Here is a 15,030-nt window from a genome sequence, read left to right on the forward strand (position 1 = left end):
GGGTACGCCGACGCACCTCGCCCCGCCTCCCGCCGACCGGCGGGAGGCGGGGCGAGGTCGTTTCATCCGCACAGCTCGTCGAGCGACTCGGCGCTTTCGTTCGCCTTCTGCGAGTTGCGGGTCGGCGTCTCGGTCGGCTGGGCCGCCCGCACCTGCGTACGCGAGACCGACGGGGAGGCCGACGCCGTCGGCGCGGCCTGCGTGGCGGCCTTGGCGCGACGCGGCTTGAGCGAGTCCTGGACCGCCTTGGCCGACGCCCGCCGGATCTTGACCCAGTCGGGGCTGCCCGGCCAGTACTTCGGCGGCACGAACTGCAGGCTGCTCATCTTCGCGTCCTTGACCTTGAGCGCCAGGTCCAGCAGCGGTTCCAGGAGTTCCTCGGGGATGTTCGTCTCGGCCAGCCGTTTGGTCGCCGTGGCGATGCTGTTGAAGTTCGCCAGGATCTTCTGCGGCGTCGCCTGCTGCGCGAACGCGCCGATGACGCAGCGCTGGCGGCTCATCCGGGAGAAGTCGTCGCTGCCCACCCGGGACCGGCCGTACCAGAGGGCCTCCTCGCCCGACAGCCGCCGGGTGCCCGCCCTGATCGTGCCCGCGGTCCCGTACAGGCCGCCCCACTTGACGTCCTGCTCCACGTGGATGGTCAGCCCGCCGATGGCGTCCACCAGGTCGGCGAACCCGTACATGTTCATCAGCACGTAGTAGTCGATGTCCAGGTTGAGCGTGTAGCTGATCGCGTCCATCAGCGCGCGCGGGCCCCGGTTCTTGCCGCCCGCCTGCTCCGGGTGGTCGTTGGCGTACTGCCACACCTCGTTCAGCAGGCCGCCGTTGGGCAGCTCCGCCATGAAGCCGTTGGGGAAGTGCCTGCGCAGCGGCGACGACGGCGGGAAGCGCACGTGCTGCAGGTTGCGGGGCAGGCTGAACAGCACCGTGGCGCCCGTCGGGATGTGCACGCTGGCCACGTTCATGCTGTCGGTGCGCACGCCGGTGCGGTTGCCCGCGGCGTCACCGCCGACCAGCAGGAAGTTGACCCGGTCCTTGCCGTTCCACGGGTCCTCCTCCTTGATCGGCGCGACGTCCGGGTTGTCCTCCGCGCTCTTGAAGACGTGCTTCTTCGCGTCCCACACCGTGTAGACCGACGTGGCCGACAGCGCGAACGGGGCCATCACCACCACGCACAGCAGTCCTACCGCGACGCCGGAGATGATCTGGCCCTGCTGGGTGAGCCGGCTCGGGCCGAGTGCGACGTACGAGGAGACCGCTAGCGCGAACCAGCTCAGCGCGCCCACGGAGGCCAGGACCACGACGGTCATCATCACGCTGTCGCGCGTGACGATCCCCGCGTTGTCCAGGTTGGCCAGCACGAACGCCAGCAGACCGAGCAGCACGGCGACGAAGACGCCGACGAGGACCAGACCGGTGCGCCGGTGCCCGGCCCGCAGGTGCGCGGCGCCCGGAACGAAGATCGACAGCAGGGTCCAGCCCAGGATGGACGCCGGCGTGAGCGGCTTCGCGAACCGCGGCGCCGCGCTCCCCCCACCGATCCCGGCAAGCCTCCCCGCGATCCCCCCACTCCGGTTGCCGCCCGAACGTGCCCGCCCGTCATCGCCACGACCTGGCCCCGAGCCACCCCCGGCGCCAGAGCCACCGCTCCTGCCGGAACCGCCTCCAGCCCCTGAACCTCTGCCAGAGCCGCCACTGGCCCCTGAGCCTCTGCCAGAGCCCCTTCCCGCACCTGAGCCCCTGCTGCCAGAGCCGCCGCCGGCACCTGGGCCCCTTCCGGAGCCGCCGGCGGCACCTGGGCCGCTGCCGGAACCACCTCCGGCGCTAGGGCCTCTGCCGGAACTGTCTCCGGCGCCAGGGCCGCCGCCGGGGCCGCCGCTGTCGGCACCGGCGCTCCTGCCGGAGCCTCTGCCTGTGCCGGCGCGGGGGTGGACGCCCCTGCCGACGCTGCCATGGCCAGAGCCGCCTGTGACAGGGCCTTCGCCCGCGCTTCTGCCGCTCAGGCCCGGAGCGGAGCCCGCACCTCTCCCGGCCGCCTCTTCGCGGGGGCGGCCGGTTCCGCCGGAGCTTCCTCTCCCGGCGGAGCCGTGGTCGCCGGAGGTTCCCCCAACCGGGTGGTCGACTCTGCCGGAAGCTCCCCGTGCCAGATGGTCGCCTCTGCCGGAGGTCTCGCCCCGGGCGGAGGTTTCGCCTCGGGTGGGGGTGCCGGCGTGTGGGGTTTCGTGGGTGTCCGGGGTTTGGCCCGGCGCGTCCGCGGGGTCCCTGCGGGGGCGTGGGGTGCCTGACGCCGGGTCGCCGGAGCGCCGGGTCCTGCGGGTCCGCCCGCTCCGCGGCTCGCCGGCTCGCGGTTCGGCGGCCCTGGGGTCGACGGCGCCGGACGGGTCCGGATGGGGGGCGGCCGGGTCGGGCGAGGGGTCGGCGGAATTGCCCGGCGCGGGCCGGGGTCGGCGAGGGGGGCGCCGTTTCCGGCCTCCGGGCACGGCGTCCACCCCATCGCGTTTGCTCACACCGGCTCCTTCGCACGCCTACCAGGCATAACCCGCTGGGTTTGCCCCCCGATGGCACAAGATTGCCAGGATTCTAGTCGCCATATATGGACATCAAAGACATGTGCCCAACATGAGATGAACCTCAAGTAACCATCAGGAGGTGGCCGAAGACGGCGCGGCCCACGTGTTGCACTGGTAGGCCTTGTTCTTCTCCCAGCCCTGCCGGAACCACCGGTGGTTGTTCGCCGTCGACCCGTGGTCACGCGGGTATCCCGGATGGTCGCCCACCTGGCCGTAGAACCAGAACAACCGCTGCCGGCTGCTCGTGCTCACCGGGTACGAGGCCGCGACCGACCGCATCCACATCCCGCCGAAGCAGGTTGCCTGGAGCTCCAGCCGTCGGCTCAGCGCCAGCTTGCCGTTCTGGTTCGAGGTCTCCAGCGTCTGACCCCACCAGGAGTCCAGCAGCCCGGTCAGGTTCTGCACGTGGTGCCCGTACTCGTGGGCCATCATGCTGATGATGCCGCCGTGCCAGCTGATGATCTGGCCGTAGCCGCGCGAGTTCCCGTTGCCCCTGGCCATGGCCGAGGTAGAGGCGTAGATCGTGTTGTTGCGCGGGCAGTAGTACGGCACGATGCTGCCCCGCTGGGGGTAGTCGCCGCAGGCGCCCCTGCCGCTCCTGGCCGCGATGGCGTACCTCGGCGGGCTGAACGGGATGCCCTGCTTCTGCAGGATCGGGCCCCATGCCTGGTCCATGCACTTACCGGTCTTGAGGATCAGCGACTTGAGCTGGCTGTGGCTGAAGATGCTCACGTTGCCCGCCCGGCAGGTGAGCCTGGGCAGCACGCCGGCCCGGTAGACGGTGTTGTTCTTCAGGCTGAGGTCGAGCGTCACCTGCCTCGGCGGGTCGTCGTCCGGCTCGTCGTCCTGCGTGGGCCGCTGGGTCGGACGCTCGGTGGGCACGTCGTCCCGGGTGGGGCTGCTCGTCGGCTCGCCCCTCGACCGCGTCGGCTCGTCGTACGGGGAGTACGTCGGCTGCGCGATCGGCGTCGTCGTGTCCGAACCCGACGACGAGCCCAGGAACGCCGCCCCGACGATCACCAGCACGAACAGCCCCGCGATCGTCCCGCACACCAGCCCGAGCACGCCGACCACGCCCATGCCGGACTTGCGGCGCGGCCGGTGGTGCCACTGCCCGTGCGGCGGGAAGGACGGCTGCCCGCCCGGCCAGGACCCCTGCGGGGGCGGAGGACCGCCCGGGTACCCGCCGCCCGGCGGATAGCCGCCCCCCTGCCCGGGGTACGCCCCCTGCCCGTGCGGCGGGCCCTGGCCCGGGTACGGCCCTTGGCCGGGTGGAGTGCCCTGGCCCGGATAGGGCCCCTGGCCGGGATAGGGCCCCGCGCCCGGGGGTGCGCCCTGTCCGGGATGCGGTCCCTGTCCGGGATACGGCCCCTGGTCTGGATAAGGTCCCTGGCCCGGGTACGGCCCCTGGCCGGGCGGTGGCTGGCCCGGGTAGGGGCCTTGCCCCGGCGGCGGGGCGCCCCCTCCGGGGTACGGTCCCTGACCCGGATGAGGTCCGCCAGGATTGGGAACGCCTTGACCGGGGTATGGGTTGCCCTGCGGCTGTGGCTGGCGGTGGCCAGGCGGCGGCCATGGTAGCGAGGGCGGCCTCTGGGGCTGTCCTGGCCCCTGTGGCCCGGGAGGATATTGCCCGTTCCCTGTCACCGTGTCGCCCCTTTACTCGGTTGTCCGAGATGCGCGACCTCTCCTGTCACACATCGTGCCTTTGCCGAATATGGGGCAGAAGCATACTGATTTCCCACCCGTCACGGATGTAGCGGTACTCGGTTACGGTCCGAAATCATTCGAGGTGATCTCAGTCATGTTCCGGACCACGGACCTGCCGTTGTCCTAGCGTTCTTTGCCATGAACCTCCAGCAGCTCCGCTATGTGGTCGCGACTGCGGAGCACCGCACCATGACTGACGCGGCAAGGTCGCTCTATATCGCACAACCTGCGCTTTCGCGTGCGATCCGCGATCTGGAACGAGAGCTCGGAATGACGCTCTTCGCGCGTTCGGGGCGGGGGGTAGTGGTGACCTCGCAAGGTCGCCGCGTGGTGAAGCTGGCTCGGGAGGCGCTCGACGCCGTCCGCGAGATCGAAGGCCTCGCCAACCACGGCGGCGCCGGCGAAGCGGAGCTCCGCATCGCCTCCACCCCCAGCCTGGAGCCCGGTCTGGCGGGGCGGCTGTTGCCCGCCTACGCCTCCGAGCACCCCGGCGTCCGCGTGCACATCGTCCGCTGCGAGGGCCGTGAGGCCGTCGTCAGCGCCATCCGGGACCAGCGGGCCGACCTCGGCCTGACCGATCTGCCCGTCCCCGGCGACCTGATCACCCACCCGCTCGAGCGCCAGGAGATCGTGCTGATCTCCCCGCCCGGGCTCGAACTCCCCAACCCCGTTCCCATGGGCAGACTCCACGGCATGCGCCTGGCCCTGCCCGCGCGCGGCAGCGTCCGCCGCAGGGAGCTCGACGCGATGTTCGGCAAGTTCTCGGTGAGCCCCGTCGTGGTGCTCGAAACCGACGAACGCAACGGCTGGCTGAACGCAGTGCGCGCCGGGAAGGCGTCGCTGCTGTGGTACCGCGGGATGGCCGAACAGGCCGCCAGGGCGGGCCTCGTGGTCCGCTCGCTGGAGCCCGCCGTCAGACGCGTGATCGCCGTCGTGCACACGCGCCGCCGCCTCCCGCTGATCGCCCAGGACTTCCTGGCGACCGCCGAGAGGGGCACGACCGCCTAGCGCGGTCGGATTCTCAGCACCTCGCCGTCGCCGGCCCGTGTGCCCCCGTGGACACGTGGCAGGCGCCGTCAGGCTCCACCGTCACACCGGTCGGCGTGCAGTCGTGCCGACGCGCTCCTGGTGAACGCCCCGGTGACGGACGTCCCGTTCAGAGGGACGGGGGGAGGGAGACGACGGCGCGGAGGCCGGGGGAGGCGTCCTCCAGGTGGACGGTGCCGCCGTGCGCGCGCACCGTCTCCCGGACGATGGCCAGCCCCAGCCCCGCACCGCCCTCGTCCCGGCTGCGCCCGGTGTCGAGCCGGGTGAACCGGTTGAACACCCGCTCCCTGTCCTCCTCCGGGATGCCCGGCCCGTCGTCGGTGACGGTGAGGATCCCGTCGGCGGTCAGCGCGACCTCGACCTTCGACGCGGTGTGCCGCACCGCGTTGTCGATCAGGTTGGTCAGCACCCGGCTGAGGTCCATGGCGTCGCCGCGCACCTCCACCGGGTCGCAGGCGGCCAGCCTCACCTCGGCGTACCGCTCGGCCGTCTGCCGCACGACCTCGTCCAGGTCGACGGGCTCGCGCCGGGCCGGGACGCCGCCGCGCTCGTCCAGCCTGGCCAGCGCCAGCAGGTCCTCGGCCAGCCGTGACAGCCGCAGGGTGTCCTCCAGCACGCCCTCGGCCGTCTCCGGCCAGTCCTGCCCCTGCGGGTGCCCGAGCGCCACCTCCAGCTGCAGCCGGATGCTGGCGAGCGGGCTGCGCAGCTCGTGCGCCGCGTCGGAGACCAGCGCCCGCTGCCGCTTCTCGGCCTCCTCCAGCCGTGCCAGCATGTCGTTGAGCGTGGTGGCCAGCGAGTGCACCTCGTCGCGCGACTCCGGCACCGGCAGCCGGCGCGACCGGGCGGTGTGCGTGATCTCGGCCGCGCCCCTGCGCAGCGCCGTGATGGGCCGCAGCGTACGCCCGACGATCATCCAGCTGGCGCCCGCGAGCAGCACCACCAGCAGCGGCGTGCCCACCAGCAGCACCCGCCCGGCCGTGCGGACGCTCGTCTGGATCTCCGACACCGACCGGGCCGCGATCACCGTCTGCCCGCGGTCGGCGCTCAGCACCACCACCCGCAACTGCGCCGGGATCGCGTACGGATGACCGTCGACGAACGTGGCCCGCCCGTCCTCCAGCGCCCGCGCCCGGCCCCGCGCGTCCAGCAGCGGCACCAGCCGGTCCGCGCCGTAGGTGACGTGCGTGATCCGCCCGTCCGCGCCGATGACCTGCACGATCGTGCCGTCGTGGGTGGTGATCGGGGTGGTCAGCGTGCCGGCGTCGGCCTGCACCCGCACGGTGTGCGCCTGCCGGCTGACCGACTCGTCCACGGTGGCCAGGAGTGTCCGGTCCAGCACCGAGAGCAGCACCGACGCCGACACCGCCAGCGCCACCGCCAGCACGGCGACGGCCACCACCGTCAGCCGGAACCGCAACCCCTGCCGCCGCCACCAGGCCGACGGGCGCGCGGCCGGGAACTCAGCCACCGTCGCCGGCCAGCCGGTAGCCCGCGCCGCGCACGGTCTGCAGCGCGTTCCTGCCGAACGGGGCGTCGATCTTGCGCCGCAGGTAGCCCACGTACACCTCGACCACGTTCGGGTCGGTGTCGAAGGTGTCCCAGACGTGCTCCAGGATCTCCGACTTGGACACCACCTCGTCGCGCCTGCGCAGCAGGTACTCCAGCAGCGCGAACTCGCGCGGCGTCAGCTCGACGTCGCGCTCGCCGCGCCGCACCCGCCGCCGCGCCGGGTCCAGCGACAGGTCGCCGGCGGCCAGCACGGCCGGCCGCCGCCCCGAGTCGCGCCGCAGCAGCGCCCGCAGCCTGGCCACCAGCACCACGTACGAGAACGGCTTGGTCAGGTAGTCGTCGGCGCCCAGGTCGAGGCCGTCGGCCATGTCGTACTCGCCGTCCTTGGCCGACAGCATGAGGATCGGCACCCAGTTCTCCTCCGCGCGCAACTGCTTGCACACGTTGTAGCCGGACAGCCTGGGCAGCATGATGTCGAGCACGACCACGTCGTAGTCGCCGTGTCTCGCCTCGTGGAGCCCCTGCTCGCCGTCGTGGGCGAGGTCGACGGCGAACCCCTCCGCCTGCAGCCCGCGCTGGAGCGCGGCCGCCATCCGGCGTTCGTCCTCGACGACCAGTACCCGCATGTGCCGATTCTCCCGTCCGTGCGCTGAGAGCCCGCTGAGAACGCTGAGAGGGATCTCAGCCCGTCTCAGGTTCGCCTAAGGATGCATCACGCAGGCTGCGTGTATCGACATACCGTTGAGGAGTGACATGCGTAGAGGCACGTACGTGAGGTGGGGAGTGCCGATCGCGGCGGCGGCCGTGATCGGCGCGGCGATAGGCGCCGGGCCGGTGATCGCCGCGGTGAGCGGCGACCCCGTGCTTCCCGAACGGTCGGCCCAGCAGCTGCTGGCCGACGCCGCCGCGGCGGCGGAGAAGAGCGAGGGCATGCCCCCCATGTCCGGCACCGTCCAGCAGACGGCCTCGCTCGGCCTGCCGGCGCTGCCCGACACGGGCGACGGCTCGCCGCTGTCGCTGCTGTCCGGCTCCCACGAGGTGAAGCTCTGGTACGGCGACGAGGACAAGATGCGGCTGGCGCTGCCCACCCAGTTCAACGAGACCAACGTGATCGTCAACGGCGACCAGGTGTGGTACTGGGACAGCGACAGCAACACCGCCACCAGGGTCAAGCTGCAGGGCGAGCACCCCCGGGAGGGCCTGCCCACGGCCGCCCCGACCGTCATGACGCCCGACCAGGCGGCGCAGCGGCTCCTGGAGCAGGTGGACGAGTCGACCACGATCTCGGTGAGCAACACCGCCGAGGTCGCGGGCCGCCCGGCCTACCAGCTCACGCTCACCCCTAAGGACCCCGCGTCCCTGGTCCAGGAGGTGCGCCTGGCCATCGACGGCGAGCACTACGTGCCGCTGCGGGTCCAGGTGTTCGCCAAGGGCTCGGCCGAGCCGGCCTTCCAGGTCGGGTTCACCCAGCTGACCTTCACCCCGCCCGCCGAGGAGAACTTCGCCTTCACCCCGCCGGCCGGGGCCAAGGTGGAGGAGAAGACGTTCGGGCCGTCCGACGCGCGACAGGAGCACGCCGAGGAGGCCAGGCGCACCGCCGGGGACCTGAAGGTGCGCGGCGAGGGCTGGACCGCGGTCGCGGTGCTGCCCGCCGACGCCGCGATGCCGCAGGGCGACACGGACGGCGCTCCCGGCGCTCCCGGCGCTCCCGGCGGCGAGGGCGCCGACGCGCGGGCGCTCTTCGACAACGTGCTGAAGACGGCCACCCCGGTGAGCGGCACCTGGGGCTCCGGCAAGATGATCAGGACGAAGCTCGTCACCGTGCTGCTGACCGACGACGGCCGCCTGCTGGTCGGCGCGGTCACCCCGGAGGAGATCATGAAGGCGGCGGGCGTCAGGTGACGACCGTCGCGCAGGAAGCGGGGGCGCCCACCGGGGCGGCCCCGCCCTCCGACCCCGGCGCCGCCATCGTGACGTCCGGGCTGACCAAGCGCTTCCGCGGCGGCCAGACGGCCGTCGACGCGCTCGACCTGACCGTGCCGCGCGGCTCCGTCTACGGCTTCCTGGGGCCGAACGGCTCGGGCAAGACCACCACGATCCGGATGCTGCTCGGCCTGATCACGCCCACCGGCGGCACCTGCTCCCTGCTCGGCCTGCCGCTCGCGCTGGCCCTGCCCCGGGTGGGCGCGCTGGTCGAGGGCCCGGCCTTCTACCCCTACCTGACGGGCGAGGCCAACCTGCGCCGGTTCGACGCCGCCGACCCCACCGCCTCCGGGGCGACCGTCCGGCGGCGCGTCGGCGAGGCGCTGGAACGCGTCGGCCTCACCGCCGCGGCGGGCAAGCGCTACCGCAACTACTCGCTCGGCATGCGCCAGCGGCTCGCCATCGCGGCCGCCCTGCTCGGGCCGCGCGAGCTGCTCATCCTGGACGAGCCCACCAACGGGCTCGACCCGCAGGGCACCCGCGAGGTGCGGGCACTGGTCAAGGAGATCGCCGCCGGCGGCACCACCGTGTTCGTCTCCTCCCACCTGCTGGCCGAGGTCGAGCAGATGTGCACGCACGCCGCCATCATGCGCACCGGCCGCCTCGTCGCGGACGGCACGATCGCCTCGCTGAGCGGCGGCCTGGCCACCCGCGTCAGCGTCGAGACGCCCGACGCGGCCGACGCGGCGCGCGTGCTCGCGGCGCTCGGGCTGGCCGACGTGCGCTCCGCCGCCGGCGCCGTGACCGCCGAGCTGGGGGGTCACGCTCCCGAGCGGGTCAACGCCGCCCTCGTCGGCGAGGGCGTGGCCGTACGGGGGCTCGCCGTCGTGCGGCCGAGCCTGGAGGACGTGTTCGTCGGACTGACAGGAGAGGGATTCGATGTCGACGGCTGACACGGGCACCCGCACCCGTCGCACCCCCGGGCTGGTGCCCGTGACCGAGACCCTGAGCACCGTCGAACGCCGCCCGGAGGAGCCCTCCGACCGGCCCGCCCCGCTGGCGCCGCAGGCCGGGCGCCGCGCGGGCGCGTTCTGGCGGCTACTCGTCTCCGAGCTGAGCCTCACCTTCCACCGGCCGCGCAACCTGGCCATGCTGGCCGCGCTCGCGACGGTGCCCGTGATCATGGGCGTGTCCCTGCGGCTGTTCGCCGGGGACGACCAGGTCGGCGGCATGATCGCCGCCGTGGCCGGCAACAGCCTCATGCTGACGTTCCTCGCGCTCTCGGCCCTGGTGCTGCTGATGATGCCGATCGCGGTCAGCGTGGTGGCCGGCGACGCGCTCGCCGGCGAGGCCGGCGGCGGCACGCTGCGCTACCTGCTCGCCGCGCCCGCCGGGCGCACCCGGCTGCTGGCCGTCAAGTACCTGAACGCGGTCGTGTACGCGTACGCGGTCACCGCGGTCGTGGCGCTGTCGGCGCTGGTGACCGGGCTCGTGCTGTTCCCCGCCGGTGACGTGGTCCTGCTGTCGGGCACCACCGTCACCATGACCGACGGGCTGCTGCGCATCGCGCTCACCGTCGGCTACGTCGGCTTCGCCCTGTCGGCGGTCGCGGCGGTGGCGCTGGCCATCTCGGCGTTCACCGAGGTGCCCATCGGGGCGATCGCGGGCACCGTCGTGCTGATCATCGCCTGCCAGGTGCTGCGGGCCATCCCCGCGCTCGAAGCGATCGCGCCCTACCTGCTGCCGACCAGGTTCACCGGCTTCGACGCGGTCCTGCGCAGCCCGATCGACACCGGGGCGCTGACGGAGGGCCTGCTGACGTTCGGCGCCTACATCGTGATGTCCCTCTCGATCGCCTGGGCCCACTTCACCGGCAAGGACGTCACGTCCTGACCCCCATAGGGCCGGTGCGGGGGTAAGGGCTTCGCCCCGTACGGGTCGCGTACGGGGCGAAGGTGTTGATCAGGAGGGGCGGCGGCGGAGGGCCAGGACGGCGATCACCACGCCGGCGACGCCGACGGCGAGGCCGGCGCCGCCCAGCAGGCGGGCCGTCCCGTCCGAGGAGGCGGGGGCCGCACCGGACGCGGCCGGCGCCGCGGTGGGGCCGGCGGCCGGGGAGGCGTACGCCGTGGGGGAGGCTTCGGCGGGCGGGGTCAGTTTGAGCACGGGCGCCGGGTGCTCCGGCTCGGACCCGTCGGCCGCCGGGGCGTCGGCCCAGGAGACGACCTCGCCGCTGGAGTACGTCTGCTTGGTCGGGAACACCAGCTGGTCGACCCCGGTCGGCAGCCGTCCCATCGACACCTCGAACTCCTGGAACTCGCCCTGGCCGATCTCACCTCCCGACCAGGCGATCGTGGTGACGGCCTCGGTGAGCTCGCCGTGCTCGGTGGTGACGGGCTTGGGCAGCTTGCCCTCGGTGACCTTGACGGTCCAGCCGGGCACCGGCCTGACGGAGACGAACGCCAGCGGGTGATCGGTGGGGAAGGTCACCTCGATCTTGGTCGTCCTGGCGTCGTCGCGCTCGTTCGGCACCCGGAAGGCGACCTTGGTGAACCCGCCCGCGACGGCGGTGCCGGGGTTGATCGTGACGTGCGCCAGCGCGGGCAGGGCGAGCGCGGCGGTGAGAGCGGTGGTGGCGGCGAGCACGGTCGCCGCACGTCTGAAGAAGGACATGGCGATAACTCCACTTGGTGGGCATAGGGGATGAGAGGTGTCAGCAGGTCAGGCGGGAAGTGGAGGACCTCGCCTGGTGACGCTGTGGCGGACCGCCGGGTCCGGCGGCACGTCGCGCACCCGTACGACGGGCACGGGCGGCCGGGCGGCGGGACGCGCGGGGACGGGCCGGGGGAACAGGAGGCGGCGGGCCAGGCGGCGCAGCAGCGCCCAGAGCGCGGCCTCGCCGCGCGACAGCCACCAGCCGGTGAGGAGCGTGGCCGTCAGGTGGGCCACCAGCATGCCGAGCGCCTCGCCCAGCCCCTGCCCGTGGATGTGGGCGGCGACGTAGCCCGTGCCGTCGCCGCCGAACAGCTCGTGCAGCCCGAGCTGGGCCGCGACCAGCAGCCAGCCGACCTGGGCCGGTGAGCGCTCCCTGCCGCCCAGCGCGGCGGCGAGCCCGAACACCGCGCCGCCCCCGGCCGGCAGGGTCCACGGCGGGGGCCGCGATCCGCCGCTCAGCCAGTGGGCCAGGGCCGCGAGGAGCACACAGACGGCGGCGAAGGCCGCCGTCCGGATGAGCCGGAAAGGCAGGTGCGCTCGCATGAGTGTGCTCATGGTGCCACGGGCAGAAGACGTGCGAAAGCTCAAGCGGGAAGCCGCGTGATGACCGGGTGATTCGCGGCGTTTGTTCGCTAGGGTCGTGCCGACCACGTCGACATGAGGTGAGAACGTTGCGGCACTTAGGTGGTTTGCTCCTCGGGCTTGTGGTGACCGCGGCCGTGCTGGGAGGTGGCGGCTGGGCGGTGCAGCAGACGATGGCGGACGTCCAGGCCGCACCGCCGGTCGGCCCGTCGCTCTGGATCGCGCTGGGCTCCATGGCCGCCGTCGGCCTCGTCGTGGGGCTCGTGGTGGCGGGCCGGGTGTCACCGGTCGCCACCTTCATCCCGTCGATGGTCCTGCTGGCCTGGACCGTGGTGTACGCGCTGGACGCGAACCGGGCGCTGACCCTGCTGCCCGACGGCCCGGCGGTGAACGGCATCGTCAGGGAGATCGTCTCCGGCGCCCACATCCTGCTCCGCGGCGGCGTGCTGGCACTCCTGGGCGTCGCGCTGTTCATCCCGGTGCTGATGCCCTCGCGCTGGGCGCGCCGCTACGACGAGGACGACGACGACTACGAGGAGCAGACCCGGGAGGGCAGCTACTACTAGCGCCCGGCGGTGTAGAGGTGGGTGACCACCTCCTCGATGGAGGAGAGGCCGGGAGCGCTCGCCATCAGGTCGTCCAGCGTCCCGTCGAAGGCCAGCCGGCCGTGGTCGATCAGCATCACGCGGCGGCACAGCCGCTCGATGTCGCCCAGGTCGTGGGTGGTCAGCAGCACGGTCGTGCCGCGCTCGGCGTTGATCCTGGCCAGGAACTCGCGGATGCCGGCCTTGCTCACCACGTCGAGCCCGATCGTGGGCTCGTCGAGCACGAGCACCTCCGGGGCGTGCAGCAGCGCCGCGGCCAGGTCGCCGCGCATCCGCTGGCCAAGGCTGAGCTGGCGCACCGGCGTGCTCATGAACGGGCCGAGGTCCAGCGTCGCCGTCAGCTCCGCCAGCCGTTCCGCGAACACTTTACGATCTACTTTGTAAAGGAGCCGGATCAGCTCGAAGCTGTCCTTGAGCGGCAGGTCCCACCAGAGCGTGGTGCGCTGGCCGAAGACCACGCCGATGTGCCGGGCCAGCGTGGTGCGCCGGCGCGACGGGTCGAGACCCGCCACCCGCACGGTGCCGGAGCTGGGCGTCAGGATGCCGCACAGCATCTTGATCGTGGTGGACTTGCCGGCGCCGTTCGGGCCGAGGTAGCCGACGAACTCCCCGGGCGCGACGGTGAAGGTCAGGTCGCGTACGGCGTGCACGGTCCGCCGCTTCACCTTGAAGGTGCGGCCCGCCTGGTTCAGCTCGATCATGGTCATGGTCAACTCCCTGTCGATCGGTAACGGCGCAGCCCCTGGCGCCAGGCGAGCGCGGCCAGCAGGGCGAGGACGAGGGCCGCGACGGGCCCGAGGAAGCGCATGAAGCCGGGCGTGCCGAACGGGTCGTCGCGGCCCAGCGCGTACAGGCCCGGCTGCCAGTTGATGAAGGCCAGCGGGAGCACGTACGTGACGCCGCGGACGAGTTCGCGGCCGTAGACGCTGAACGGGTACTGGGCGAGCTGCGCGCTGCCGTAGGTGAAGGCGCTGCTCACCTCCGGTGCGTCGACCAGCGCGAACTGGAGAGCTGCGGCCAGCGTCCAGAGCGAGGTGAAGATCACCACGCCGGAGAGGATCATGACGGGCACCATCCAGAGCCGCCGCGGGTCCAGGTCGAGCGCGGCGAGGGCGTAGCCGAGGGCGGCGGCGGCCTGTAGGACGCGGCCGATCCTGGCGGGCACGAACCGGTCTGTGGCGATCTGGATCCAGGCGTTCACGGGCCGGATCAGGAACGTGTCGAGCGTGCCGTCCCTGATGTGCGCGCTGACCCGGTCGAGGTTGCTGAACAGCAGGTCGGTGAGGGTGAAGGCGATCCCGGCGGTCCCGTACAGGAAGAGGACCTCCTCGCGGGTGAACCCGCCGAGCGAGGTGGTGTTGGCGAAGATGATCAGGATGGCGGCGAGGTCGAGCGCGGCGGTGGCGCAGCCGAGCGCCAGGAGCAGCGCGAAGGAGGCGGGGTAGGCGGCGGCGGCGCGGGTCCAGGTCCAGGCGAGGAGCAGGTAGGTCCTAACCACCCTGGATCACCACCTTGTGGCGGATGGCGCGGGTGCCGAGCGCGCCCAGGGCGAGCAGCGCGGCGGCCCAGAACGCCTGGAAGGCGAGGGTGTCGAGGACGGGGGCGGTGCCGAGGTAGAGGTCGGCGGGGGCCTGCGCCATGGCGGCCCAGGGCAGCACCCTGGCGACGTCGCCGAGCCAGCCGGGGAAGATCGTCAGCGGCAGGACCAGGCCGCTGAGGAAGGTGGTGAGCACGGTGGAGGCGATGTTGACGCCCCGGTCGTCGGCGAGCCAGCAGGCCGACAGCGCCACCAGGTAGCGCCAGCCGAAGCTGGTGATGACGCCGAGGAGCAGGCCGGCGAGCAGCCCCGCCCAGCGGCCCGGTCCGTCGGGCACGACGATGCCGAACAGGGCGGCGCCGACGAGCATCGGCGGGATGCCCCGGACGAGCAGGAGGTAGCCGGCGCGGCCGAGGTCCTCGGCCAGTGTCCAGAGCTGGAGCGGGGCGGGGCGGACCAGGTCGAGCGCGATGTCGCCGCTGCGGATGCGCTGGGGGATGGCGAGGCCGCCGCCGAACAGCTGCATCGGCCCGATGAAGGCCTGGGTGACGAAGCAGAAGGTGACGGCCTGGGCGACGTCGTAGCCGGCCAGGCCGGGCCTGGCCTGCCAGAGGGCGATGAGGATGTAGGCGCGCAGGATGCCGAACACGGTGTTGGTGAAGGCGCCGGCGAGCGCGGCCCAGACGTAGGTGGCGTGCTTGCGGAAGCCGTACCGGGCGAGTCGCAGGTAGAGAGGTATGGTTTGGCACCTCCGGAGGGTGAGGGCACGGTGACGGCGCGTGCCCGGGACCGTGCGCGCGCACGGGCCGGTCGGATGGAAGGCCTGGAATTATCC

The 15,030-nt window shown here is 72.6% G+C and carries 14 protein-coding genes; 5 read left to right on the forward strand and 9 right to left on the reverse strand.

All coding sequences use genetic code 11. The features are described from left to right. Nucleotides 1–62: 62 nt before the first annotated feature. Both KME79_RS12735 and KME79_RS12740 read right to left on the reverse strand, forming a co-directional pair. Nucleotides 63–1,385 (reverse strand): LCP family protein, encoded by a 1,323-nt coding sequence (locus tag KME79_RS12735; protein ID WP_308248887.1) that lies wholly within the window; start codon nt 1,383–1,385, stop codon nt 63–65. 1,257 nt (nt 1,386–2,642) lie between these two features. Further along, a complete protein-coding gene (locus KME79_RS12740) occupies nt 2,643–3,650 on the reverse strand; it encodes a neutral zinc metallopeptidase (protein ID WP_219544597.1) in 1,008 nt (335 codons plus the stop codon). A gap of 765 nt (nt 3,651–4,415) precedes the next feature. Here KME79_RS12740 and KME79_RS12745 point away from each other — a divergent pair. Next, nucleotides 4,416–5,285 (forward strand): LysR family transcriptional regulator, encoded by an 870-nt coding sequence (locus KME79_RS12745; protein WP_148032386.1) that lies wholly within the window; start codon nt 4,416–4,418, stop codon nt 5,283–5,285. A 148-nt stretch (nt 5,286–5,433) separates the two neighbouring features. On the opposite strand, the gene KME79_RS12750 is transcribed toward KME79_RS12745, so the two are convergent. Next, the gene (locus KME79_RS12750; RefSeq protein WP_148032385.1) at nt 5,434–6,792 is read right to left on the reverse strand and encodes a sensor histidine kinase; all 1,359 of its coding nucleotides are present in this window, start codon (nt 6,790–6,792) and stop codon (nt 5,434–5,436) included. Then, the gene (locus KME79_RS12755) at nt 6,785–7,459 is read right to left on the reverse strand and encodes a response regulator transcription factor (protein ID WP_148032384.1); all 675 of its coding nucleotides are present in this window, start codon (nt 7,457–7,459) and stop codon (nt 6,785–6,787) included. Before KME79_RS12755 ends, KME79_RS12750 begins: the two co-directional genes overlap by 8 nt. 127 nt (nt 7,460–7,586) lie before the next feature. Between KME79_RS12755 and KME79_RS12760 the strand changes: the two genes are divergently transcribed. From KME79_RS12760 to KME79_RS12770, 3 genes are read left to right on the forward strand one after another with little or no spacing between them, the layout of a single operon-like run. Beyond that, on the forward strand, nt 7,587–8,735 hold the full coding sequence (locus KME79_RS12760) for a LolA family protein (RefSeq protein ID WP_219544598.1): 1,149 nt from the start codon (nt 7,587–7,589) through the stop codon (nt 8,733–8,735). Next, nucleotides 8,732–9,709, forward strand: a complete 978-nt coding sequence (locus KME79_RS12765) for an ABC transporter ATP-binding protein (protein ID WP_148032382.1) — start codon at nt 8,732–8,734, stop codon at nt 9,707–9,709. The genes KME79_RS12760 and KME79_RS12765 overlap by 4 nt, the downstream gene beginning before the upstream one ends. Next, a complete protein-coding gene (locus tag KME79_RS12770; protein ID WP_219544599.1) occupies nt 9,696–10,649 on the forward strand; it encodes an ABC transporter permease in 954 nt (317 codons plus the stop codon). Before KME79_RS12765 ends, KME79_RS12770 begins: the two co-directional genes overlap by 14 nt. 69 nt (nt 10,650–10,718) lie before the next feature. On the opposite strand, the gene KME79_RS12775 is transcribed toward KME79_RS12770, so the two are convergent. Together KME79_RS12775 and KME79_RS12780 are read right to left on the reverse strand one after the other, a co-directional pair. Beyond that, nucleotides 10,719–11,429 carry a YcnI family copper-binding membrane protein gene (locus tag KME79_RS12775; protein WP_219544600.1) on the reverse strand — a complete coding sequence of 237 codons (711 nt, stop codon included), beginning with the start codon at nt 11,427–11,429 and terminating at the stop codon, nt 10,719–10,721. Between the two features lie 48 nt (nt 11,430–11,477). Beyond that, nucleotides 11,478–12,014: an MFS transporter gene (locus KME79_RS12780; protein ID WP_219544601.1), complete on the reverse strand. Its 537-nt coding sequence runs from the start codon at nt 12,012–12,014 to the stop codon at nt 11,478–11,480. A 146-nt stretch (nt 12,015–12,160) separates the two neighbouring features. On the opposite strand from KME79_RS12780, the gene KME79_RS12785 reads away from it, so the two are divergent. After that, the gene (locus KME79_RS12785) at nt 12,161–12,619 is read left to right on the forward strand and encodes a hypothetical protein (protein ID WP_246639718.1); all 459 of its coding nucleotides are present in this window, start codon (nt 12,161–12,163) and stop codon (nt 12,617–12,619) included. Here the strand turns inward: KME79_RS12785 and KME79_RS12790 are convergent. Genes KME79_RS12790 through KME79_RS12800 form a run of 3 tightly spaced genes read right to left on the reverse strand, consistent with a single transcriptional unit; the run spans nt 12,616 to nt 14,844 of the window. Then, the gene (locus KME79_RS12790; RefSeq protein ID WP_246639719.1) at nt 12,616–13,365 is read right to left on the reverse strand and encodes an ABC transporter ATP-binding protein; all 750 of its coding nucleotides are present in this window, start codon (nt 13,363–13,365) and stop codon (nt 12,616–12,618) included. The two genes, KME79_RS12785 and KME79_RS12790, sit on opposite strands and share 4 nt — an antisense overlap. Before the next feature lie 2 nt (nt 13,366–13,367). Further along, nucleotides 13,368–14,156, reverse strand: coding sequence for an ABC transporter permease (locus tag KME79_RS12795; protein WP_219544603.1), 789 nt, complete (start codon nt 14,154–14,156; stop codon nt 13,368–13,370). Beyond that, nucleotides 14,149–14,844: an ABC transporter permease gene (locus KME79_RS12800; protein ID WP_308248889.1), complete on the reverse strand. Its 696-nt coding sequence runs from the start codon at nt 14,842–14,844 to the stop codon at nt 14,149–14,151. Before KME79_RS12800 ends, KME79_RS12795 begins: the two co-directional genes overlap by 8 nt. Nucleotides 14,845–15,030 lie beyond the last annotated feature (186 nt).

The organism is Nonomuraea harbinensis (assembly GCF_019396385.1).
GTDB classification, from domain to species: Bacteria; Actinomycetota; Actinomycetes; order Streptosporangiales; family Streptosporangiaceae; genus Nonomuraea; species Nonomuraea ferruginea.